The sequence below is a fragment of the Nonomuraea sp. NPDC050328 genome, assembly GCF_044459405.1.
Classification (GTDB): Bacteria; Actinomycetota; Actinomycetes; order Streptosporangiales; family Streptosporangiaceae; genus Nonomuraea.
Genome location: NZ_JBITIW010000001.1, coordinates 609,424 through 633,030, shown reverse-complemented (window position 1 = coordinate 633,030; position 23,607 = coordinate 609,424). Strand labels below are relative to the sequence as shown.

The 23,607-nt window shown below is 70.8% G+C and carries 19 protein-coding genes; 10 read left to right on the top strand and 9 right to left on the bottom strand.

The genetic code is table 11. From position 1 onward, the window contains the following. Positions 1–51: 51 nt before the first annotated feature. The gene (locus tag ACIBG7_RS02835) at positions 52–690 is read right to left on the bottom strand and encodes a DUF305 domain-containing protein (RefSeq protein WP_357916782.1); all 639 of its coding nucleotides are present in this window, start codon (positions 688–690) and stop codon (positions 52–54) included. 106 nt (positions 691–796) lie between these two features. Between ACIBG7_RS02835 and ACIBG7_RS02830 the strand changes: the two genes are divergently transcribed. Continuing rightward, complete coding sequence (locus ACIBG7_RS02830) at positions 797–2,152, top strand: LVIVD repeat-containing protein (protein ID WP_397334967.1); 1,356 nt, start codon at positions 797–799, stop codon at positions 2,150–2,152. On the opposite strand, the gene ACIBG7_RS02825 is transcribed toward ACIBG7_RS02830, so the two are convergent. Further along, complete coding sequence (locus ACIBG7_RS02825) at positions 2,149–3,063, bottom strand: RDD family protein (protein ID WP_397334966.1); 915 nt, start codon at positions 3,061–3,063, stop codon at positions 2,149–2,151. The two genes, ACIBG7_RS02830 and ACIBG7_RS02825, sit on opposite strands and share 4 nt — an antisense overlap. Before the next feature lie 104 nt (positions 3,064–3,167). Here ACIBG7_RS02825 and ACIBG7_RS02820 point away from each other — a divergent pair, with 104 nt between their 5' ends. After that, positions 3,168–4,160 (top strand): stage II sporulation protein M, encoded by a 993-nt coding sequence (locus ACIBG7_RS02820; protein ID WP_357916791.1) that lies wholly within the window; start codon positions 3,168–3,170, stop codon positions 4,158–4,160. Positions 4,161–4,187: 27 nt separating this feature from the next. On the opposite strand, the gene ACIBG7_RS02815 is transcribed toward ACIBG7_RS02820, so the two are convergent. From ACIBG7_RS02815 to ACIBG7_RS02795, 5 genes are all read right to left on the bottom strand, one after another. Further along, on the bottom strand, positions 4,188–5,672 hold the full coding sequence (locus ACIBG7_RS02815; protein WP_397334964.1) for a DUF58 domain-containing protein: 1,485 nt from the start codon (positions 5,670–5,672) through the stop codon (positions 4,188–4,190). Positions 5,673–5,756: 84 nt separating this feature from the next. Next, positions 5,757–6,731: a MoxR family ATPase gene (locus ACIBG7_RS02810; RefSeq protein WP_357918376.1), complete on the bottom strand. Its 975-nt coding sequence runs from the start codon at positions 6,729–6,731 to the stop codon at positions 5,757–5,759. Continuing rightward, positions 6,727–7,920: a DUF4350 domain-containing protein gene (locus tag ACIBG7_RS02805; protein ID WP_397334963.1), complete on the bottom strand. Its 1,194-nt coding sequence runs from the start codon at positions 7,918–7,920 to the stop codon at positions 6,727–6,729. The genes ACIBG7_RS02810 and ACIBG7_RS02805 overlap by 5 nt, the downstream gene beginning before the upstream one ends. After that, the gene (locus ACIBG7_RS02800) at positions 7,917–8,657 is read right to left on the bottom strand and encodes a DUF4129 domain-containing protein (protein ID WP_397334962.1); all 741 of its coding nucleotides are present in this window, start codon (positions 8,655–8,657) and stop codon (positions 7,917–7,919) included. The genes ACIBG7_RS02805 and ACIBG7_RS02800 overlap by 4 nt, the downstream gene beginning before the upstream one ends. A gap of 3 nt (positions 8,658–8,660) precedes the next feature. Further along, positions 8,661–9,710, bottom strand: coding sequence for a glycerophosphoryl diester phosphodiesterase membrane domain-containing protein (locus ACIBG7_RS02795; RefSeq protein ID WP_357916803.1), 1,050 nt, complete (start codon positions 9,708–9,710; stop codon positions 8,661–8,663). Between ACIBG7_RS02795 and ACIBG7_RS02790 the strand changes: the two genes are divergently transcribed. From ACIBG7_RS02790 to ACIBG7_RS02760, 7 genes are all read left to right on the top strand, one after another. Beyond that, positions 9,675–10,025: a hypothetical protein gene (locus ACIBG7_RS02790; RefSeq protein ID WP_397334961.1), complete on the top strand. Its 351-nt coding sequence runs from the start codon at positions 9,675–9,677 to the stop codon at positions 10,023–10,025. The two genes, ACIBG7_RS02795 and ACIBG7_RS02790, sit on opposite strands and share 36 nt — an antisense overlap. Positions 10,026–10,276: 251 nt before the next feature. Continuing rightward, entirely contained in the window at positions 10,277–10,954 is a 678-nt protein-coding gene (gene mtrA / locus ACIBG7_RS02785) for an MtrAB system response regulator MtrA (protein ID WP_357916809.1), read from the top strand. Between the two features lie 10 nt (positions 10,955–10,964). Continuing rightward, positions 10,965–12,683, top strand: coding sequence for an MtrAB system histidine kinase MtrB (mtrB, locus tag ACIBG7_RS02780; protein WP_397334960.1), 1,719 nt, complete (start codon positions 10,965–10,967; stop codon positions 12,681–12,683). Positions 12,684–12,690: 7 nt separating this feature from the next. After that, a complete protein-coding gene (locus tag ACIBG7_RS02775; RefSeq protein WP_397334959.1) occupies positions 12,691–14,418 on the top strand; it encodes an LpqB family beta-propeller domain-containing protein in 1,728 nt (575 codons plus the stop codon). Between the two features lie 600 nt (positions 14,419–15,018). After that, complete coding sequence (locus ACIBG7_RS02770) at positions 15,019–15,690, top strand: ComF family protein (RefSeq protein WP_397334958.1); 672 nt, start codon at positions 15,019–15,021, stop codon at positions 15,688–15,690. A 642-nt stretch (positions 15,691–16,332) separates the two neighbouring features. Then, positions 16,333–17,013, top strand: a complete 681-nt coding sequence (gene hpf / locus ACIBG7_RS02765) for a ribosome hibernation-promoting factor, HPF/YfiA family (protein WP_357916824.1) — start codon at positions 16,333–16,335, stop codon at positions 17,011–17,013. Between the two features lie 187 nt (positions 17,014–17,200). Continuing rightward, positions 17,201–17,878: a response regulator transcription factor gene (locus tag ACIBG7_RS02760; protein ID WP_357916827.1), complete on the top strand. Its 678-nt coding sequence runs from the start codon at positions 17,201–17,203 to the stop codon at positions 17,876–17,878. A 534-nt stretch (positions 17,879–18,412) separates the two neighbouring features. Here ACIBG7_RS02760 and ACIBG7_RS02755 read toward each other — a convergent pair. Together ACIBG7_RS02755 and ACIBG7_RS02750 are read right to left on the bottom strand one after the other, a co-directional pair. Beyond that, the gene (locus ACIBG7_RS02755; RefSeq protein ID WP_397334957.1) at positions 18,413–19,621 is read right to left on the bottom strand and encodes a winged helix-turn-helix domain-containing protein; all 1,209 of its coding nucleotides are present in this window, start codon (positions 19,619–19,621) and stop codon (positions 18,413–18,415) included. Positions 19,622–19,941: 320 nt separating this feature from the next. Next, a complete protein-coding gene (locus ACIBG7_RS02750; protein WP_357916833.1) occupies positions 19,942–20,184 on the bottom strand; it encodes an HGxxPAAW family protein in 243 nt (80 codons plus the stop codon). Positions 20,185–20,353: 169 nt separating this feature from the next. Here ACIBG7_RS02750 and secA point away from each other — a divergent pair, with 169 nt between their 5' ends. Further along, positions 20,354–23,149 (top strand): preprotein translocase subunit SecA, encoded by a 2,796-nt coding sequence (secA, locus tag ACIBG7_RS02745; RefSeq protein WP_357916835.1) that lies wholly within the window; start codon positions 20,354–20,356, stop codon positions 23,147–23,149. Positions 23,150–23,607 lie beyond the last annotated feature (458 nt).

Here is a 23,607-nt window from a genome sequence, read left to right as displayed (position 1 = left end):
GCCCGCCTGCGCCCCCGGCCTCTGCCCGGGGGCGCAGGTCCCGCCGGGGTGTCAGAGCTCCGCGAGGATGCGGCGCATCCGGCCGATCTCGGCCGCCTGCCCGGCGCCCACGTCGTTGGCCAGCTCCTGGATCGCCCGCTGCGACCCGTCGATGAGCACCTTCGTCGACATCTCGACCGCGCCTTGGTGATGCTTGATCATCAGGTCCAGGAACAGCCGGTCGAAGGCCTCGCCCGAGGCGGCCTTGAGCGCGGCCATCTCCTCCGGGCTCGCCATCCCGGCCATGCCCTCGTGCGCGGCCCCGTGATGCGCCTCCGGGACCTTCTGCCCCTCGTTCTGGAGCCAGGAGACCAGGTAGGCGATCTCCGGCTCCTGCGAGTCCTTGATCCGCGAGGCGATGGCCTTCACCTTCGCCGCGCGGGCCCGGGTGGGCGCCAGCACGGCCATGTCGATCGCCTGCCGGTGGTGCACGACCATGTCCTGGACGTACTTCACGTCGGCCGCGTTGACCGGCGCGGACGGCACGCTGGTCGCGGCCTCCTCCGGGCTGATCGTCTTCGCCTCCTCGCCCGGCCGCCCCGGCACGATGACCGGCCCGCCGGAATCGGCCTGCGGCGGGGGCGCGGGGGAGCCGCTGCACCCGGTGAGGGTGACCAACGCGGCGGTGACGGCGATGAGCGCAGCGCGCACTCGGGACCTCCTCGACTTGCCTCACTCTATGGGCATATCCAATGCCTAAAGAAGACATCTACTGACATAGTGGGGACGCTTTCCCGTCCCTCAGCAGGAGGTTTCCGTGGCGTCCAGACTCGGCCGCTTCGCGCTGGCACTGGCGGCATGCCTCGCGGTGGTGTCCGCGGCGCCCGCCCAGGCGAGCGCCCCCCAGGCGGCCGCCAAGTCCAGCCCCAACGTCAAGCTCGTCGCCAACGTGCCCAAGAAGGGCGCGTTCGCCGACCTCACCGCCTACGGCACCGACCTCGCCTTCCAGGGCCGGTACGCCTACGTCGGCAACTACAACGGCTTCACCGTCTTCGACGTGGCCGATCCCACCAAGCCCAAGCGGGTCAGCCAGGTCCTGTGCCCCGGCGCCCAGAACGACATCTCAGTCAAGGGCGACCTGCTCTTCCTCTCCATCGACGAGCCGCTCAGCGGCAGCTCCTGCAAGAGCGACTACGGCGACCCGAGCAGCAGCCGCTCGTGGGAGGGCATCCGGATCTTCGACATCAGCGACAAGGCCCGGCCGCGCTACGTCAAGGCCGTCGAGACCGCCTGCGGCTCGCACACGCACACCCTCGTGCCCGACAAGCAGGGCAAGTCGCTCTACCTGTACGTCTCCTCGTACGGCCCGGCCGCCGCCTTCCCCGAGTGCAAGCCGCCGCACGACAAGATCTCCGTCGTCAAGGTCCCGATCAAGAACCCGAAGGCGGCCAAGGTCGTCTCCACGCCCGTGCTCTTCCCCGACGGAGGCAACGAGGACCAGCCCGGCCTGCTCCTGCCCACCTCCGGCTGCCACGACATCACCGTCTACCCGGCCAAGGACCTCGCCGCCGGGGCGTGCATGGGCGACGGCGTGCTGATGGACATCTCCAACCGCGAGCAGCCCAAGGTCATCGCCACCGCCACCGACGAGAACTTCGCCTTCTGGCACTCGGCGACCTTCAACAACGCCGGGAACAAGGTCGTCTTCACCGACGAGCTCGGCGGCGGCGGCGCGGCCACCTGCACCGCGTCCATCGGCCCCACCCGCGGCGCGGACGCGATCTTCGATATCGTCGGCAAGGAGCTCGTGTTCAAGAGCTACTACAAGATCTCGCGGCACCAGCAGGCGAGCGAGAACTGCGTCGCGCACAACGGCTCGCTGATCCCGGTCAAGGGGCGCGACATCATGGTCCAGGGGTGGTACCAGGGCGGGGTGTCCATCTGGGACTTCACCGACTCGGCCAAGCCGTTCGAGATCGGCTACTTCGACCGCGGGGCCTTCAAGCCGCGGGACATCGCGGGGTCGTGGTCGGCGTACTACTACAACGGCTACATCTTCAGCAGTGAGATCCAGCGCGGGCTCGACGTCCTCAAGCTCACCGACCGCCGGACCGACCCGGCCGGGCGGGTGCGCTTCAAGATCCTCAACGCCCAGACCCAGTACCGCTACTAGACCGGGGGCGCGAACCCCTCCGGTGTCGTCCGCGGATCCTCCCCCGCGGGCGGCACCGGAGCCCGGTACACCGGCTGCTGGGCCATCGGCGGGTGGGGGACGACCTGCTGGGGCTGCTGCTGGTACGGCAGGCCGCCTGGCGCGGGATGCGGGGGAACGGACCCGGCCCGCTGAGCCAGCCGTATCTGCTCACGACGCCGCCGCTCGGCCAGAACCGCACTGAGGAAGGCGTGCGGCGGCACCCCGGGCGGCGGAGGCGGCGAGATCGAGGCCGCCACCTGGGTGGCGATCCGGATCCCCATCTCGTACTGCGTCTGCGGATTGAGCTCCGACCAGCGCAGCAGGTACTGCCGGGCCGCCGCGGCCACGTCGTCCGGCAACTGCGACAACTCCAGCGTCGCCGCCCACTGCGCCAGCGGAGGCGGCATCTGGATCATCGCCGAGGTGTCCCGCGGCCCGCGCTCGGAGATCACGATCGTCCCGGCGAAGACGTCGCCCAGCCGCTTGCCCTGCTGCGACACCAGCGATGAGATCAGCGCGGGCGCGCCGTACAGCAGCCAGAACTCCAGGAACCCGGCCAGCCCGCGGAAGAGCGCCTGCCGGAACCGCTCAGGCCCGCCGTCGTCACTCACCACCCGGAGCCCGAGGGCCAGCTTGCCGAGGCTGCGTCCCCGGGTGAGGCTCTCCATGGCCACCGGGTAGCCCACGGTGACCAGGACCACCAGCAGGATGTTCGCCGCCGCGAAGATCGCCGGATCGCTGATCTCGGCGAAGAAGGCGAGCAGGAGAAAAGCCCCGATCAGGACCGTCCACTGGACGACCAGGTCGATGATGAGCGCGAGCGCCCGCGTGGGCAACTGCGCGACCCGCACCTCGACGACTACGGCATCGCCAGTGACAACCTCGGACATACCAGGAGCCTATTCGGTCCCGCCCGCTCACCAGGAAACAGCCCGAGACCCGGAGAGGCAGCCGGTTCGGTCACAAGGTGGGGCTGCTCGGGCAGAATGTCCGGGTGGACATCGATGCCTTCGCCGCGGCGCACCGGCCCGCCTGGGACCGCCTGGAGACGCTGGTCGCCCGGCGCAACCGGCTGACCGGCCCCGAGGTCGACGAACTGGTCGACCTCTACCAGCGGGTGTCCACCCAGCTCTCCGTCCTGCGCTCGGGCTCGGCCGACCCGATGCTGGTCGGCCGGCTGTCGGCGCTGGTCGCGCGGGCCCGTTCGGCGGTGACCGGCGCGCACGCGCCCGCCTGGCGGGAGTTCGCCCGCTTCTTCACCGTGTCCTTCCCGGTCGTGGCCTACCGGGCGCGGTGGTGGTGGCTGGGGACGACGCTGGCCTTCGTCGTCGTCTCCTGGGTCATGGCGGCCTGGGTGGCGGCCAACCCGGACGTCCAGGCGGCCATCGCCTCACCCGAGGAGATCACGCAGCTCGTCGAGCACGACTTCGCCGACTACTACTCCGAGAACCCGGCGGCCTCCTTCGCCAGCCGGGTGTGGATCAACAACGCCTGGGCCTCGATGATCATGATCATGTCGGCCATCCTGGGCGGCCTGCCGATCCCGTACTTCCTCTACCAGAACGCCGCGAACGTGGCCGTCTCCGCCGGTCTCATGGCCTCGCGCGACAAGCTGGACATCTTCTTCGGCCTGATCACCCCGCACGGCCTGCTGGAACTGACCGGGTTCTTCCTGGCCGCCGCCGTGGGCCTGCGGCTGGGCTGGACCGCCATCGACCCCGGTCCGCGCCGCCGCCTCGACGTCCTGGCCGAGCAGGGGCGGGCCGTGATGGCCGTCGCGCTGGGCCTGATCGTCGTGCTCTTCGTCTCCGGCCTCATCGAGGCGCTGGTCACCCCGTCCGGCCTGCCCACCGCCGCGCGGATCGCCATCGGGGTGGTCGCGGAAGTGCTGTTCCTGGTCTACGTCGTGGTCCTGGGCCGCCGGGCTCTCCGCGCCCAGGAGACCGGCGACGTCGAACGAGCCCCCGACCTGGCCCCCACCGCCTGAGACTCCCGGCCCAGGAGCGCTCGGTGGCTAGAGGCGGCCCTGGGCCTTCAGCGCGAGGTAGGCGTCGGCCAGGGCCGGGGCGATCTCGTCGGGGACGGCGTCGACCACTTCCACGCCGTTTCGCCGCAGCCTCGCGGTGATGCGCCGGCGCTCGGCCAGCGCCCGTTCGGCGGCTGCGGCGTCGTAGACCTCCTCCGCCGATCCCCGGCGCGAGGCCATGGCGGTGACCCGCGGGTCGGAAACCCCCGCGACCAGCACGAGGTGCCGGGCGGAGAGCTGGGGGAGCACCGGCATGAGCCCCTCCTCCATGGACGCGGAGTTGAGGTCGGTGAGCAGCACCACCAGGCACCGCCGCCTCGCCCGTGACAACACCGCGGCCACCATGCCCTGGGCGTCGGCCTCGATGAGCTCGGCCTCGATCGGCGCCATGACGTTCACCAGCGCGGGCAGCAGCTCGGTGCGCGAGGCACCGGCCACCCAGGCCCGGACGGCTCGGTCGTAGGCGAGGAAGTCCACCCGGTCACCCGCCCGCGCGGCCAGAGCGGCCAGCAGGAGGGCGGCGTCCATGGACCAGTCGAGCCTGGGCCACCCGGGAGCGGGGAGCGGCGCCGGGTCGGAGCCCCGCCTGGCCGGCAGCCCGAACTTCCGCGGACCCCCAGAGCTGGGCGAGCCCCCGTGGCTCGGAGAGGCCCCGGAGCCGTGGGAAGCCCCGGGTCCCAGCGACGCCCCCGACAGCAGCCCCTGCCGCGGCATCTCCCCAGCCAGAGGCACCGGTGCGGTGCCGACGCGGCCGGCGGAGGTGCGGCCGGTGTCGAGCACGATGAGCACGCGCCGATCCCGCTCGGGCCGCCAGGTGCGCACCACCACGTCGTGCCGCCGCGCGGTGGCCCGCCAGTCGATGGACCGGACGTCGTCGCCCACCACGTACTCCCGCAGCGAGTCGAACTCGGTGCCCTGACCGCGCACGAGCGCCGGGTGCTGCCCGTCGAGCTCGCGCAGCCGGGCCAGCCGGGAGGGCAGATGCTTGCGCGACAGGAACGGCGGGAGCACGCGGATGGTCCACGGCACCTGGTGGTTGCCCTGCCGGGCCGCCAGCCCGAGCGGACCCAGAGAGCGTACGGTCACCGCGGCGGATCGCCGGTCGCCCCGGCGGGTCGGGGTGAGCGCCACGGTCAGCTTCCGGCGCTCGCCCGGCGGGACGTTGAGGGCCAGCGAGCGCGGCTCGGCCCCGGCCGAGGGCGGCCAGGCGTCACGCAGCAGCCCGCGCACCCGCCGCGAGCCGGGGTTCTCGACCAGCAGCTCGACCGTGGCGACCTGGCCCAGCCGTACCAGGGTCTCGCCGGACCGCTGGAACCGCAGCCCGCGCACGCTCCCGGCCAGCGCGAGGTCGACCAGGACCGCGGCGGCCAGCAGCAGGCAGACCCCGGCCAGCGCGAAGCCGGGCTCGGGCGCGACGAGCACCACGACCACACCCAGGACCGCCAGCAGCGCGGCCCGCCCGGTCAGCGCCATGTCAGCGCGGCCCCCTCATCCACACCCGCTCCCGAACCTGCCGGACAGCGGGTCCTACTGGGCTCTTCCATGCCAAGACTCATCTCAGCGCGGCACCGGGACGGCGGCGAGGATGCCGTCGAGCAGACCGTCGGCGGTCGCGCCCTCCAGCTCGGCCTCCGGACGGAGCTGCACGCGGTGGCGGAGCGCGGGCCGCGCCAGCGCCTTGACGTCGTCGGGCGTCACATATGCCCGCCCCGACAACCACGCCCAGGCCCGCGCCGTCGCCAGCAGCGCGGTGGCGCCACGCGGGGAGACGCCGAGCTGCAGCGAGGGGGAGTGCCGGGTCGCCCGGCAGACGTCCACGATGTACCCCAGCACCTCGGGCCCGACGTGCGTCTTGCTGCACGCCTCCCGCGCCGCCGCCAGGTCGTCGGCGGTGGCGACCGCCTTGACCTGGCTCAGGTCACGCGGGTCGAAGCCCTGTGCGTGCCGCTCCAGCACCGCGATCTCGTGCTCGCGCGGCGGCAGCGGCACGGTCAGCTTGAGCAGGAACCGGTCGAGCTGCGCCTCGGGAAGCTGGTAGGTGCCTTCGTACTCCACCGGGTTCTGGGTCGCGCAGACCACGAACGGGTCGGGCAGCGCCAGGCCGTCGCCCTCGACGCTGACCTGCCGCTCCTCCATCGCCTCCAGGAGCGCCGCCTGCGTCTTGGGCGGCGTGCGGTTGATCTCGTCGGCCAGCAGCAGGTTCGTGAAGACCGGGCCGCGCCGGAACTCGAACTCCGCGGTCTTGGCGTCGTAGATCAGCGAGCCGGTGATGTCGCCGGGCATCAGGTCGGGAGTGAACTGCACCCGCTTGAAGTCGAGCGACAACGCCGCCGCGAGGGTGCGGACCATCAGGGTCTTGGCCACGCCGGGCACGCCTTCGAGCAGCACGTGTCCCCGGCACAACAAGGCGATGACCAGCCCGGTCACGACCGCGTCCTGGCCCACGACCGCCTTGGCCACCTCGGCCCGCAGCGCGCCGAGGGCCTCACGCGCGCTCTCCGCCCGGCCGGCCACCCGGGTGGTCTCCTCAATGTTCAATGATCTGCCTCTCCAGTTGCTCAAGGTATCGGGCCAGACCGACAAGCCCGCCGTCGTCGGCCGGGGCCGTGCCGTACAGCGCCCCGCCGATCTGCTGCGGATCCAGCCCCGTCCGTACGGCTACCGCGCTCACCACGGCGTGCGGGGGCGAGTCGCCGGTGAGGCCGAGCCTGGGCACGATCCGGTCGAGCGTCCCGGCGCGCAGGGCGGCGGCGGCCTGGCCGCGTGCCCGGCGGGCCCGGTAGAGCCCGCCGCGTCCCTCGACGGTCTCGGCGGCGCGCACCACCACCGGCAGCCGCTCGGCGACGACCGGGCCGAGCCGCCTGGCCCGCCACGCCACGGTGACCAGCAGCGCGACCAGCGCCATCCGCAGGCCCCAGCCGATGCTCTCGGGCATCAGGTCGTGGAAGGAACGGCTGCCGCCCCCGGGCGGCTGCCCGTCGCCCGGCTCGGCGGGCGGCGGGACCAGCCAGGTCACCGCGCGCTTGGCGCCGAGCAGGTTGAGCGCCAGGGCGGCGTTGCCGTCCTCGTCGAGGCGCTGGTTGGTCATGAAGGTGGTGCTGCTCAGGACCGTGACCGTGCGCTGGCCGTCGTGGTACTGGACGAGCGTGGGCTTGCCGCGCGACGGGTAGCACGCGGTCGCGCCGGCCGGCGGGTCGAGCGGCTGGCCGCCGAGGTACGCGCTGCCTGCGGCGGTCGCCGCCGGCAGGTCGCACTCGGGCTCGCGCGTGCGCTCCCGTGCCGGGTCGCGGGCCGGCTCGACGGCGGGGGCCAGGAGGTCGAGGTGCAGGTTGCGGGCGTCCACGACCCGGTCGCCAGGGAGTGCGGCGAGGGCGCCCGGGTTGGCCGGGTCGACGTTGCCGGTGACCAGGACCAGCCGGTCGCCGGGCAGGGCGGCGGCCTGCTCGGCGGAGTCGACCCGGTCCACCTGTACGCCGTGCGCGCGCAGGAGCTGGGCCAGGGCCTTGCCGCCGCGCAGCGTGCCGTCCTCCGGGTCGAGGTAGCGGGCCTGGCCGTCGCCGCCGGTGAACAGCACCGTGAGGGCGGCCACCAGCGTGAGCAGCGCGGCCACCAGCAGCGGCGCCCGAACGGCCCGCCAGATCCGCCCACCAGTGGGCGAGGTCGCCGTCCGGGCGGCGGGGCTCTGCGGGGAGGTCGCCGGGGTGTGCGGGGGAGCGCTCATCGCGGACCTTCCTGCCCGTTGACCGCCGATCGCGGCGCCTGCCCGGAAAAAGGCGGCTGCCCTGGCAACGGCGGTTGCGGTGGTTGGCCGGGGAGCGGAGGTTGCGGGGGAAGGGGAGTCGGGCGGGCCTGGCGCAGCCGCTCGTCGAGGTCACGCAGCATGCCGTACGCCTCGGCCGTCCCCGGCACATCGCCATAGGTCACGTCGTCGAACACCCGGGCCGCCGCCGCCAGCTCGCCCGCGAAACCGGGCAAAGCCCGTCCCGCCTCGGCGGCCAGCTCGTCCGCGGTACGGCCGGGCAGCCCGTCCACCAGAGCCCGCTCCTCCAGGTCACGGGCAATGGCCCGCAGACGCTCCTGGACCGCCTCGGCCCAGAGCTCCTCGCCCGCCAGCCGCTCGGCCTCCTGCCGGTGTTCCACGGCCGTGCGCGCCCGCGTCCCGAACAGCTCCCCACCCCCGCCCGCCGCACCACGAGTGGTCCGGCGCAACCGCCAGATCAGCAACCCGGCCAGCCCGCCCACGATGAGCACGATGAGCACGGCCGCGATCACCCCGCCGGCCGGCGCGCCGTCCACCTCGGGGTTCGTCAGGTCGCCGAGGAACTGCTGGAGCCGCCGCCAGACCTCGTCCACCAGCGGCTCGTGCTCGTACCCGGGCTTGAGCAGCTCGTCGGCGGCCTCACGCTGAGCGTCGTCCCTGCTGATGGGCGGGCTGATGGGCGGGCCGATGGGCGTCACGGGCTAGCGTCCGGAGGCGTTGGACGGGTGCCAGAGCTCGTCGGCGGAGGAGTGCACCCAGCCCTGCCGCTGCTGCTCGATGGCGGCGGTCTGCAGGACCAGGTCGAACGCCTCGCTGCGCATCCGGCGGTCGGTGTACAGGAGCCCGGCGACCCCGGCCTGGATCGGGTAGGAGATCATCCCGCCCACCATGGTGCCGACCGCGATCAGCACCGCGGCGATCACGGTGGAGCCCACCGTGCCGCCGCCGAGCATCCCGACGAACGAGCCGATGAAGGTGAAGGGCACCGCGATGATGCCGCTCACGAAACCGGCCAGCAGCGCGGTGACCAGCAGGATGCCGAGCACGCGCCAGAAGTCGCCGGTGACCAGCCGCCAGGACCGCCGCATGGCCGCGATCGGCCCCAGCCCCTCCAGCACCGCGGCCGGGGTGGCGAAGGAGAAGCGCGCCATGACGAAGAGCGCGTAGGCGACGTAGGCCAGGATCACCAGCACGCCTACGCCGAAGACGGCGCCACCGCTCGCGCTCACGCTCAGCAGCAGGACGAAGATCGGCACGAGCAGCAGCAGCGGCGCCAGCACCAGCCCGGCCATCAGCAGCACGACCCCGAACAACGCCGGCCAGCGGCCCTTGAGCAGCCGCCAGGCCTCCCCAGCGGTGATCTTCCCGCCGAAGACGGCACGGCCCAGGATGCGGGTGAGCACGCCGGTCAGCAGCGTGACCGCGATGTAGCCGATCAGCATCGAGACGAGCGAGCCGCCGTAGGTGGCCAGGAAGCCGGAGTTGACGCTCTCCAGGTCCTCGGGCCGGGTCTCCGGGTCGGTCAGCAGGCTGCCCATGTCGCCGAGCAGCAGCGACTGGCTGACCGCGACCGGGATGGCGACCAGCAGCGCGGTGATCGCGGACAGGCCGAGCACGGCTTTCGGGTTGGAGCGGATGAGCTTGATGGAGCCGTCGAGCACATCGCCCAAGGTCAGCGGCCGGAGCGGGATGATGCCGGGGCGCAGCGCGGGCGCGTGGTGCGCGTAGCCGTGGCCGGGCTGGCCGGGCATGCCGTAGGGCTGGCCACCGTACGGCTGACCGGGCTGGCCCGGGTGACCGTGCTGACCAGGCTGACCGTGCTGACCGGGCTGGGCAGTCTGACCAGGCTGGCCGGGCTGGGCGTGCGGGTGGCTCTGCTGGCCGTACGGCGAGCCATACGGCGTGCCGTACGGCAGGCCACCCTGCGCGGGCCCGGGCGCGCCCGGGCCGGGCGGCTCGGACGGCGGCGGGCTCTGGCCCGGCGCGGCCCACGGCGAGGACGCGGGCGCTCCGTAGGGCGGTGGCTGCTCGGCGGCCCAGCCGGGTGGACGCTCCTGACCTTCTGACATAGCCCAATCCTGGCATGTGTGACAACGGCACGGGGTTCCGCGGACGCCGCATTACCGGCTTTTCCGGCGAGCTGGGCCATGGGGATGGCCGAATGAGCCTGCGTTACCGCAGACTGAGGATTGTCGGGGGACCATCGGGCGTAAAATTTGGCATTTGACGGTCTCACGTCACATCCACGAGCTGGCCAAGGGTAACCTTCCAACAATCGTGGAGTATGTCCCACAATGCGTAGAACGAATGAGGGGCCATGAAAGGTCGCGTGCTGGTCGTCGACGACGACGCCGCTCTCGCCGAGATGCTCGGCATCGTGTTGCGTGGAGAAGGCTTCGAGCCCTCTTTCGTCTCTGACGGGGACAAGGCCCTCGACGCGTTCCGCGACACGCGCCCGGATCTGGTCCTGCTCGACCTGATGCTCCCCGGCGCCGACGGGATCGACGTCTGCCGTCGCATCCGGGCCGAGTCCGGGGTGCCGATCGTCATGCTGACCGCCAAGAGCGACACCATCGACGTGGTCCTCGGCCTCGAATCGGGCGCCGACGACTACATCGTCAAGCCGTTCAAGCCCAAGGAGCTCATCGCGCGGGTGCGGGCGCGGCTGCGCCGTACCGACGAGCCGACGCCGGAGATCCTGCAGATCGGCGACATCACCATCGACGTGGCCGGCCACTCGGTCAAGCGCGGCGAGGAGACCATCAACCTCACCCCGCTGGAGTTCGACCTGCTGGTGGCGCTGGCCCGCAAGCCGCGCCAGGTCTTCACCCGCGAGGTCCTGCTGGAGCAGGTCTGGGGCTACCGCCACGCGGCCGACACCCGTCTGGTCAACGTGCACGTCCAGCGGCTGCGCGCGAAGATCGAGAAGGACCCGGAGCACCCCGAGATCGTGGTGACCGTCCGCGGTGTCGGCTACAAGGCCGGGCCTGCCTGACGGCTCCGCCATGCCCCCCGCCAAGAAAGGGTCACGCCGCCGGATCGTTCGCCGCCTCCTCGGAGGAGCGCGGCGGAGGCTGCGGCGTGCGGCGGGGCGGGTGCGCCGCGTCTGGCGGCGCTCTCTGCAACTCCAGGTGGTCTCCAGCACGCTGGTGATCTCCATGACCGTCGTGGCCGTCCTGGGCGTCTTCCTCTTCCAGTCGATCACCACCTCGGTCGTCGACCAGCGCGAGAAGTCCGCCCTGAGCGACGCGCGCAGCGACACCGCAGCCATCGCGAACCTCCTCAAGGCGCACCAGGACAGCGGCGAGAGCCCCAAGCCGGGCCAGATCGTCAAGCCCCCGGTCGACCAGGCGATGGACGCGATCAAGCCGACCGAGGAACGCCGCTACGACGTCATCGTCCTCAACGAGCGCGAGCCCAGCGGCTCCCGCGCCACCGAAGGCGTCAGCCGGCTGAGCATCCCGGCCGACCTGCGCGACCGCATGGACACCAACAACACCAAGTTCCGCTGGGGCGAGGAGTTCCGCGTCTCGGGCCGCTACCAGGTCGGCTTCAACCCCACCGGCACGCCCAAGCTCGCCATGGTGACCGCTGTGGTCGTCTCGAGCGGCGGCTACCAGGTCTACCACTTCTTCCCGCTCACCGAGGAAGAGGCCACCCTGACCGCCATGCGGCAGATGCTGGTGCTGGTCGGCATCGGCCTGGTGGTGCTCCTGGCCGCGATCGCCTCCCTGGTCACCCGCCAGGTCGTCACTCCGGTACGGCTGGCGCGGCAGGCGGCGGAACGGCTGGCCGCCGGCAAACTCGACGAGCGGCTCAAGGTCCGCGGCGAGGACGACCTCGCCCGCCTGGCCACCTCCTTCAACGAGATGGCCGCCAACCTCGCACTCAAGATCCACCAGTTGGAGGAGCTCTCGCAGGTGCAGCGGCAGTTCGTCTCCGACGTCTCGCACGAGCTGCGCACCCCGCTGACCACCGTGCGGATGGCCGCCGACCTCATCCACGACGCCCGCGAGGACTTCGACCCGATGGTCTCGCGTTCCGCGGAGCTCATGCAGGCGCAGCTCGAACGCTTCGAGTCGATGCTCGCCGACCTGCTGGAGATCAGCCGCTACGACGCCGGGGCGGCCACGCTCGACCTCGAACCCACCGACATCCGCGACGTGGTCCTGCGGGCCGTCGCCGACTCCGAGTCGCTCGCCGAACGCCACGCCACCCGCTTCGACCTGCGGCTGCCCAACGAGCCGTGCATGGCCGAGATCGACAGCCGGCGGGTCGAGCGCATCCTGCGCAACCTGCTGTTCAACGCCATCGAGCACGGCGAGGGCCGGGACATCGTGGTCACCGTCGGCGCCGACCGCGACGCCGTGGCGGTAGCCGTACGAGACCACGGTGTCGGGCTGAAGCCCGGCGAGGAGCAGATGGTCTTCGACCGGTTCTGGCGAGCCGACCCTTCGCGCGCCCGCACCATCGGCGGCACCGGCCTGGGCCTGGCCATCTCGCGCGAGGACGCCTCGCTGCACGGCGGCTGGCTGCAGGCGTGGGGACTGCCCGGCGAGGGCTCGCAGTTCCGGCTCACCCTGCCACGTGACTCCAGCATCGAGCTCAAGGGCTCGCCGCTGTCGCTCGAACCCCCCGAAATGCAGATCAGGCGGACCTGGCGCGGGCAGATCACGCCCGTGCTGGCGCCCGCCACGGGGGACGGGGCCTTCCATGGCGAGTAGACGGTTCTTGACGCGCACCGCGGCGGTCGCCTTCGCGGTGTCCGTGACCTGTCTCGGCTCGGGATGCTCGGTCATCTCGCTGAGCAGCGCGCCCAAGCCGCCCGACCGCTCGGTCGAGGGGGCGAGCCTCGGCAAGCCCTTCCACCGGGTGCTGCCGGTCGAACCGCGGCCCGACTGGACCCCGGTCGAGGTGGTCGAGGGCATGCAGGCCGCGATGGCCGCCTTCGCCGACGAGCCCGGCGACAAGACCCTCTGGAAGTACCTGACCGCCGACGCCCGCAAGGCCCTCCAGGCCGCCGGGCCGCCGGTCTACGTGCTCGACCAGATCCGCGTGGTGCCCAAGGCCGAGGACGAGCCGGAGGGCCAGCGCGCCCGGGTCGAGATCACCGGCAACGCGATCGCGCAGATCACCGACGACGGCCGGTACGTCCCGATGACCACCCCGCAGAAGGTCACCGACCTCGTCACCCTGCAGAAGCAGGGCGGCAACGGCTACCGCGTCGCCGCCTTCGCCAACACCCGCATGCTGCTGTCGGCCGCCGACGTCGAACGCGCCTACGAGCGCAGCCGCCTGTACTTCCTCAGCTCCCAGGACGGCGAACCCGTCGCCGACCTGGTCATGCTCCGCCGCCGCGCGGCCGAGAACCTCGCCGAGAGCATCGTCGGCCACCTGCTCAAGGGACCGAGCGGCGCGCTCGGCGAAGCCGTCTACTCCGCGCTGCCCGCCGGTGCCCGCGTCGGCTCCGTGCGGCTCACCCGCGAGGTCGTCGAGATCAACCTGCTCGGCTCCTTCGACGCCGACTCCGTGCGCAACGAGCGCGGCCTCAAGACCCAGCTCGGCGCCAGCCTCACCGAACTCGCCAAGGGCCGCCGCATCGACGTCCTGCACAACGGCAACCCGTTCTACGGCACCCGCTCGCTGGAGATCAGCCCCGAGGACTACAACCTCGGCTCGACCCCTCCCCAGATGGCCTTCCTGCTGCGTGGCGGCCGTGTCCTCACCGAGCAGGAGCAGGGCTCGCCGCGGTCCTTCCTCCTCGTCCCCGGCGCCGACGGCGGGCCGGGCCTGACCTTCCCCGCCGTCTCCTCCGACGGCATGCTCGTCGCCGCCCTCGACCACGACGGCATCTGGGTACGGCAGGACGGCCAGTGGAACCGCTGGATCGACGGCACCCTCCTCGCCCCGCCCGCCTGGCGGGCCGGCAAGCTCTGGACCTTCGACCCGTCCAAGTCGGCCTTCGTCTCCCATGACCCCGCCACCGGCCAGCGCCAGGACTACCGCATCCCCGACCTCGCCGACGGGACCGTCGAACACTTCAAGTTCGCCAAGGACGGCGTCCGGGTCGCGATGATCGTCAAGGACCTCGACGGGATCCACTCCCTCCGCGTCGGCGTCCTGGCCAACGGCCGGATCGAGCACCTCCAGACCCTCGCCGCCGCCAAGGACGCCAAGGACCAGGACCGCGAGCACTTCCTCGACCTGGCCTGGGAGACGCCGGAGAGCCTGCTCCTCCTCACCGACTCCGGCCTCAACGGCGTCGACCTCGTCCGCGGCCTCAGCGCCACCTCCTCCACCCGGGCCAAGAACGCCCGATCCGTGGCCGTCTCCGGCTCCCGCATCCTCCTCGGCACCGACGCCGGCGTCCTCCAGCTCAACCCGGCCAACCAGACCTTCGAGCCCCTCCCCTCCGTCGAGGAAGGCCCCCCGGCCTACCCCGCCTTCCGCGCCGGCTAACCGGCCGCCCCGTGGCCCCTGACCTGGCCACCGCCCAGGATCACCCCCCACCGCGGGGGCTTCCCGCCGCATCGATGACCTGTGGTCAGTGGGCGCACCCGCCGCTCAGGATCACTCCCCACCGTGGGGCTTCCCCGCCGCATTGGTGGGTTGTGGTCGGTGGGATGGGCGCCGCACAGGAGCACCACCCGCCGCTGGACTTCTCGCCGCATAGAGGACGAGGGGGTGGCGGCTGCGGGGCCGCCGTACGGGGCAGGATGTCGGACGTCTGCCAGCCGCCGTACGCCAGCCAACCCCCCACCCACCAATGCGGCGGGGAAGCCCCGCAGTGGGAAGTGATCCTGTACGGCGCCCAGCCCCCGCCCACGGCGAGAAGTCTCGCGGGCGGGTGATGATCCTGTACGGCGGGCAAGCCGGTGACCACAGGCCACCGATGCGGCGAGAAGTCTCGCGGGCGGGTGATGATCCTGTACGGCGGGCAAGCCGGTGACCACAGGCCACCGATGCGGCGAGAAGCCGTGCGGCGGGGAGTGATCCTGTACGGCGGAGCCATCAACAACGGGCCCGATTCTGTCGCCCCCACAAGGCAAACTCACCCCCGTGCTGACCGCCCTCCTAACCCTCGTCCTCCCCCAACCCTGCCTCTCCTGCGCAGCCCCCAACGGCCCCCTGTGCCCACCCTGCCTAACCCCAGACCCCGCCCCCCGTTCCCCAACCCCGCCCCCACCGGCCCTCCCGCCCTGCTGGTCGGCAGGCGACTACGAAGGCCCCCTGAAACGCGCCATCCTCGCCTACAAGGAACGCGGCCAAACCACCCTGGCCACCCCGTTGGGCGACCTCCTGGCCTTCACCCTGACCAAGGCCCTCCACCACACAAACCAACCAAACCACCACCCCCTGACCCTGGTCCCGATCCCCAGCGCCAGGAAAGCGGTCCGCTCCCGAGGCCACGACCCAGTAACCCACCTGGCCACGCGTGCCGTACAAGCCCTGAAAGCCACCGGCACCCCCGCAACCCTGACCCCGGCCCTCACCCAGGCCCGCCGTACGAACGACCAGGCCGGCCTGACGGCCGCAGCCAGACAGGCGAACCTGGCGGGTTCACTCCGCTGCACCCAAGACCTGACCGGCTCAACGGTGATCTTGGTGGACGACGTCCTCACCACCGGAGCCACCCTGGCCGAAGCCGCCCGCGCGCTCAGAAGCACCGGCGCGAACCCCTGCCTCGCCGTAACCGTCGCCGCGACACGCCGAAGATCCAGAAATTCCTGACTGTCACCCTGGGTAAAGAAAGATCAAAGCCTCCCGTCTCACCCCGAAGTCACACCTGCCTACCCACCCCACCCGCTCCCACCAGCTCACCACCCGAAAGTCCGCCCCCATAAGGGATCCGCCACCGCCAACCTGGACACACCACCCCACCCGCCACCCGCCGGAAAATCACGGAAAGTGATCGTTTGGCCAAGCTCCAGGCTGACATTCACCGCTGATGCGGATAGCGTTCTGACATGGCACCCGTTCGGGTCCGTGGTTGCGCAGAGCCGGGAGTCCCGGCTCCGCTAGCCGATGCCAGCCGCAGGCAAAACGGTCCACGTAAGGCGACTTTTTGTCGACTGATCACGGTGCGGCTTAGAAGTAAGTCCTGCCTTCCCGGAGGTCCAGATGTCCTCCGACCAGAAGAGAAGGTGAGTAGTGGCACAGAGCTGCGAAATCCTCAGCAGGCGATTGTGGGGTCGAAGACCAGGTCGGCCGGACGGGTGCCAGTCGAGTTCCCCGACCGAAGCGTTCGCCCTTGGCGCAGCGCTGATGCAGATGTGCCGGAAGAGGGTAGTGGTGAAGGAGAGGCTGAACCCCACCCGGCCGTCCCCGTCGGGTGTGCTCTCTCGTAGTCGCTAGACGAAGGGGGGTTGTTGCATGGACATCATCGTCAAGGGCCGGCACACAGGAGTGAGTGATCGGTTCCGAGACCACGTGACGACCAAGCTGGCCAGGATCGAGCGGCTGAACAGCAAGCTCATCCGCGTGGACGTGGAGGTATCCAAAGAGCGCAACCCGCGTATCACCGACCAGCGTGAGCGTGTGGAGCTGACGATCCACTCCCGCGGCCCGGCCATCCGAGCCGAGGCCTCCGCCGACGACCGCTTCGCCGCGCTCGACATCGCACTCGACAAACTCGAAGGCCGCCTCAGGCGGCTCGCCGACCGCCGCAAGGCGCACCACGGCAGCCACCACACTCCCTCCGACGCCGAACTGACCGCCTCGTTCATCGCCGAGGTCGCCCCCGCGACCCGGATCGTGCCCGACAAGCAGGCCGCTCGCACGGAGCCGGAGGAGCCGAGGGAGCCCGAGGCCGCCTTCTTCGACGACCGGAAGTACGACGATCTCGTGCCCATCGAGATGGAGGGCGACGGCCCGCTCGTGGTGCGCGAGAAGTTCCACGAAGCCGAACCCATCACCATCGACCAGGCGTTGCTCCAGATGGAGCTCGTCGGCCACGACTTCTATCTGTTCCGCTGCAAGGAGAGCGGACACCCCAGTGTCGTGTACCGGCGGCGCGGATACGACTACGGCGTGTTGCGGCTCGTAGAGCCCTGATCCCGGGTCACGAAGATCTTCTCGACCACCCAAGGACCGCGGAACCCGTGCCATGATGGCGGTTCGACGGCTCTGGCCCCCCACGAGGAGGAGACGTGAGCGAGCGCATCGCTGGGCCCCTGACGGGGCATCGCGCGGCGAGCGAGCGTGTAGAGGATGGGCAGGCGCGGCTTCCGGAGGCGGTCGCGTGACGGAACCGAGCGAGCCCATCCGAGTCCTGGTGGTCGACGACTACCAAATGATCAGGCACGGCCTCGTCACCACCTTGAGCACCGAGGACGACATCGAGGTGGTCGGCGAGGCGAGCGACGGGCAGGAGGCGGTCGACATGGCCGACCGGCTCCTCCCCGACGTCGTGCTCATGGACGTCCGCATGCCCCGGCAGGGCGGCATCGAGGCGACCAGGCACATCAAGGCGTCCGTGCCGAGCACCCGCATCATCATGCTGACCGTCAGCGACGAGGAAGAAGACCTCTTCGAGGCCATCAAGGCCGGGGCCACCGGCTACCTCCTCAAGGACGTCCAGCTCGACGAGGTGCCCGACGCGGTGCGCAAGGTGCACGAGGGGCAGTCGCTCATCAATCCGGCGATGGCCGCGAAACTCATCAACGAGTTCGCGAACATCAGCCGTAAGGAGGCCGAGCGGCCACCCCAAATGCCCGTGCCCCGGCTGACCGAACGGGAGATGGAGGTCCTCCGGCTGGTGGCCAAGGGGATGAACAACCGCGAGATCGCCAAGCAGTTGTTCATCTCCGAGAACACCGTGAAGAACCACGTCCGCAACATCCTGGACAAGCTGCAGCTGCACTCCCGGATGGAGGCCGTGGTCTACGCGGTCCGCGAGCGCATGCTGGAAATCACCTAGCACTGCCCTTGTCCTCGGCGCGGGCTCCCTTCACAGGCCCGCCGCCCGTGCCCCCATCCACACGGGCCGGCGCGGCCTGTCATGGCACTGCTTTTGCAGTGACTTCGCGGTGGCTCCCTGCGGCCTCGGGGCGTCCGTCAGCCTGGATCGTGCCTGGGCCGCTACCGACTGCCCCGGCCTTCCTGGCACTTCGTCGTGATCCGCCCGGCCCTGTGGCCCGCCGGACGTCGGCCCGGTAGCGGGGTGGCGGGCGGTGCTGGGCCTGCCACCGCCCTGCTGGTACGGCTGAGCGCTGTACGGCTGACATCCCACGGCGAGCCCGAGCCTTGACCGGCCGGCCTTCCTCCGGCGGAGCTCGCCGTAGACCGCCGTCGGGACAGGGAGCGGCAGGTTCTCCTGGTGACCGGCCGACCATCCCGTGCGGGGCTCGCCGTCCTCCACCATTCCGGCACTGACCGTCGGCCTGAGCCGCCGGGGCTTGCCGTACTTCACCCCGGCCCTCGCGGCGGGCCGTACACCGGTTTCCGGGTGGAGCTAAGGGGTGCGGGTGAGGTGGGGGAGGAGGTGGGGCTGGTCGAGGCGTTCGATGCGGACCGAGTCGCAGCCCACCCAGGAGGCCGCCTCCCACAAGGCGGCGCGGAGGCCCTCGACGGCCTTGGCGGTGGGGATGCCGGGTTCGAGGCTGACCTGGCGGGCGACGAAGGTGGTGCCCTCACGGGCCGGGTCGACCCGGCCGATGAGACGGCCGCCGGCGAGGACGGGCATGGTGAAGTACCCGTGGACCCGCTTGGCCTTCGGGACGTAGAGCTCCAGCGTGTAGTCGAAGCCGAAGACCCGTGAAGTGCGGCCGCGGTGCCAGATGAGCGAGTCGAAGGGGGAGACCAGGGTGGCCCGATGGCGGCCACGGGTCTCGGTGGCGAGCAGGGCGGGATCGGCCCAGGCGGTGGCGGCTGCCGCGGCGCCGGTGGAGGCCGAGGCGCGGCCGGTGGGGGGCCAGCCGGTGACGGTGACCGGGACGAGGCCGGCGGCGCCGCTGTTGAGGGCCTCGTCGAGCATGGCGGCGTGCTGGTTGCGGACGCGGAGGAAGTCGACGAGGTCGGCCCGCGTGGCGACGCCCAGGGAGCGGCCGGCGATGGCGACCAGGCGGGTGATGCACTCCTGGTCGGTGAGGTCCTCGGCCAGGAGGTCGGCGGGGACGGCGCGTTCGGCCAGGTCGTAGACGCGACGCCAGCCGACGCGGCGGGTGCAGACCAGCTCGCCGATGTCGAGCAGCCACTCCAGGCCGATCTTGGAGTCGGACCAGTCCCACCAGGGGCCGCCGTTCTTGGCGCCGCCGACGTCGGCCGTGGTGATCGGGCCGGAGGCGCGGACCTGGTCGAGGAGCTTGTCGACGTCCTTGGGGACCTCGTGCCAGCGGAGCCCGCGCTCGCGGTAGGCGCGGCGGCGGAAGGCGAACAGCGGCCAGTTCTCGATGGGCAGGATGCAGGCGGCGTGACACCAGTACTCGAAGCTGCGGGCCGGCTGGTCCCAGTAGGCGCGCTCCACGGCGGGCCGGCCGAGCGCGCCCAGGCGGGCGTAGGCGACCAGCTCGTGGGAGCGGGCGAGCACCGAGACGGTGTCGAGCTGCACCGCTCCCAGGCGGCGCAGCATGGCGTGGGGGCCGCCCTTGCGTGCCTCGGCCCCGATGAACCCCTGCGCGCGCAGGACCAGGCGGCGTGCCTCGTCGGCGGTCAACTCCGTCATGTCGGCGAATGCTAGCGGCGGCGACCGACAGAACCGGCTTCGGCCCCTTCTTCACCCATTGGAGAGGAGGTCTTCCAGGGGGCCGGACTCAGAGGGTGGTGCCGGCCGTACGAGGGAGGGGTGTGGCGACGGCGGGCGGCGGACGCTCGCAGGCGGCCACCCGCCTGCGGGTGTCCGGCGCCCGCCGTTGTACGTGCTCACCGGCAAGGCTCAAGGCCGTGCCGGATCCTGCGGCGGCCCGGCGAGAGCCGGAAAGGCCGCAGGGCCGGGGCGGCCAGGTGGGCCGCCCGGGTCGAGGGTGATCACTCAGTGGTGATCGGTCACTTGTGGTCTTCGGCCGTCATTCCCGCGCGCGGCGCGTCGATCACGACATCAGAGAAGATGTCGAACACGAGGGCCAGAATGCCGCCCACCACGATGATTCCGACGCCGATCCAGACGATCATCCAATTGGCTTGGATCATTCCGACCCCGCCCACGATGAACCCGGCCAGCATGACGGTGACCGCGAGCCACGATGAAGCTCGTCCACCGTGGTTGCCCAGGTTCTCTCCGCCCGCCATGGCCTTCTCTCCTTCGAGGTTATGACTCTGTCTGGAGGCATTCTCCCAGAAGGGATCGGCGATGGCTGTGTCAGGTGCCCGAACCGCCTACGATGGCAACGGGGAAGTATGACTCGGCCTCTCCTCCTGGCGGCGCCGCCGGGGTAGACCTGCGAGGAGCTTTACACAAGTGGCAGCCATTCTGGACAGGATCCTTCGCGCTGGCGAGGGCAAGATTCTGCGTAAGCTCAAGCGCATCGCCGATCAGGTCAACTCCATCGAGGACGACTTCACGGCGATGACCGACGCTGAGCTCAGGGCGATGACCGATGAGTTCAAGCAGCGGCACGCCGACGGCGAATCCCTCGACGACCTGCTTCCCGAGGCTTTCGCCACCGTCCGTGAGGCGGCGCGGCGCGTCCTGCACCAGCGCCCCTATGACGTGCAGATCATGGGCGGCGCCAACCTGCACATGGGCAACATCTCCGAGATGAAGACCGGTGAGGGCAAGACCCTGACCTGTGTTCTGCCCGCCTACCTCAACGCGCTGACCGGCCGTGGCGTCCACGTCATCACGGTCAACGACTACCTGGTCCAGGTGGGCGCCGAGAAGATGGGCCGGATCTACCGCTTCCTCGGTCTCGAGGTCGGCATGATCCTTTCGGGTCAGACTCCCGACGAGCGGCGCAAGCAGTACGCGGCGGACGTCACGTACGGCACGAACAACGAGTTCGGGTTCGACTACCTGCGCGACAACATGGCCTGGTCGCTGGACGAGTGCGTGCAGCGCGGCCACGTCTTCGCGATCGTCGACGAGGTCGACTCGATCCTCATCGACGAGGCCCGCACCCCGCTGATCATCTCCGGCCCCGGCGAGCAGTCCGGCAAGTGGTACGCCGAGTTCGCCAAGCTGGTTCCCCGCCTCCGCAAGGGCGTCGAGGCGAAGAACCCGGGCGAGGAGAGCACGGGCGACTACGTCGTCGACGAGAAGAAGCGCACCGTCGGCATCCTCGAGGCCGGTGTCGCCAAGGTCGAGGACTGGCTGGGCATCGACAACCTCTACAAGCCCGAGAACACCCACCTCGTCGGCTTCCTGAACAACGCCCTGAAGGCCAAGGAGCTGTTCAAGAAGGACAAGGACTACATCGTCACCAACGGCGAGGTCCTCATCGTCGACGAGTTCACCGGCCGCGTGCTGCACGGCCGGCGCTACAACGAGGGCATGCACCAGGCCATCGAGGCCAAGGAAGGCGTGGAGATCAAGGACGAGAACCAGACTCTCGCCACGGTCACCCTCCAGAACTACTTCCGCCTCTACGAGAAGCTGGCCGGCATGACCGGCACCGCCGTCACCGAGGCGAACGAGTTCCACCAGACGTACAAGATCGGCGTGGTCCCCATCCCGACCAACAAGCCGATGATCCGCAAGGACCAGGCCGACCTCATCTACCGCACCGAGGACGCCAAGTTCCAGGCGGTCGTCGAGGACCTGGTCGAGCGCTACCAGCACGGCCAGCCGTGCCTGGTCGGCACCACGAGCGTCGAGAAGTCCGAGCGGCTGTCGCGCATGCTCAAGCGCCGCGGCATCCCGCACGAGGTCCTCAACGCCAAGAACCACGCCCGTGAGGCGGCGATCATCGCCGAGGCCGGGCGTAAGGGCGCCATCACCGTCGCCACCAACATGGCCGGTCGAGGCACCGACATCATGCTCGGCGGCAGCGCCGACTTCCGCGCCGACCTCGAGCTCAAGGCGCGCGGCCTCGACCCGCTCGAGACTCCGGAGGAGTACGAGAAGGCGTGGGACGAGGCGCTGACCAAGGCTGAGGCCGCGGTCAAGTCCGAGCACGAGGAGGTCGTCGCCCTCGGCGGCCTGTACGTCCTCGGCACCGAGCGGCACGAGTCCCGCCGCATCGACAACCAGCTCCGCGGCCGTTCCGGCCGGCAGGGCGACCCGGGCGAGTCGCGGTTCTACCTCTCGCTCGGCGACGACCTCATGCGCCTGTTCAACTCGCCCCGCGTCGAGGCGATCATGATCCGCATGAACATCCCCGACGACCAGCCCATCGAGTCGGGCATCGTCACCAAGGCCGTCGCCAGCGCCCAGCACCAGGTCGAGCAGCAGAACTTCGAGATCCGCAAGGAAGTTCTGAAGTACGACGAGGTCATGAACCGCCAGCGCAAGGTCATCTACGCCGAGCGCCGCCGCGTCCTGGAAGGCGCCGACCTGCACGAGCAGGTCCGCGGGTTCATCGCCAACGTGATCGACGGCTACGTCGCCGGCGCCACCTCCGAGGGCTTCGCCGAGGAGTGGGACCTCGACAAGCTGTGGAAGGCCTTCGCCGAGCTCTTCCCGATCCAGCTCACCGTCAACCAGGTGATCGAGCAGGCCGGCAGCCGCGAGGACCTCACCGCCGAGTTCCTCAAGGAGAAGATCACCGAGGAGGCGTACCGCGCCTACGACGCCCGCGAGGAGGAGCTCGGCGCCGAAGCCGTGCGCGAGCTCGAGCGCCGCGTCATCCTCTCGGTCCTCGACCGCAAGTGGCGTGAGCACCTCTACGAGATGGACTACCTCCGCGAGGGCATCGGCATGCGGGCCTACGCGCAGAAGGACCCGCAGATCGAGTACCAGCGCGAGGGCTTCGAGATGTTCAACGCGATGCTCGAGGGCATCAAGGAGGACACCGTCGGGTTCCTGTTCAACCTCGAGGTCGAGGTTCAGGAGTCGCCCATCGTCGAGGAGGAGGAAGACGCCGTCCTCGCCGAGACCCGCTCCATCATCGCCCGTGGGCTTCGTGGGCCGGAGCGGCCCAGCGAGCTTGACTACAGCGCGCCTGGTGAGATGGGTGAGGTCGAGCACACCCGCGTCCGCACCTCCGCCGCCGAGCGGGCCGCCTATGGCAACGTCGAGCGCAATGCGCCGTGCCCTTGTGGGTCGGGCAAGAAGTACAAGCGCTGCCACGGTGACCCCAAGAACGTCACCGCCTGACCCTTTCGTCACCTTCCACCGCCCGTGCCCGGGGTTCCCGGGCGCGGGCGGTGCTGGTTTTCTGGGGGTTCTTTTGTACGGCAGGCGCACGTAGACGCCACCCGCCGACCGTGGCCGGCCACCTTCCAGGGAGACGCTCACCGACCTCCCCACTTACCCGCCGCAACGGCTTAGGGGCGAGGGACTGGGATTGCGCGGCTCCCCGGCACGCTCAACCAGTCGAGGCACCCGCCCAGATGGCCGGCCGCCCTCCCACCGAGCCGCCCTCCCACCGAGTCGCCCTCCCACCGAGTCGCCCTCCCACCGAGTCGCCCTCCCACCGAGTCGCCCTCCCACCGAGCTGCCCTCCCACCGAGCTGCCCTCCCACCGAGCTGCCCTCCCACCGAGCTGCCCTCCCACCGAGCTGCCCTCCCACCGAGCTGCCCTCCCACTGAGCTGCCCTCCCACTGAGCTGCCC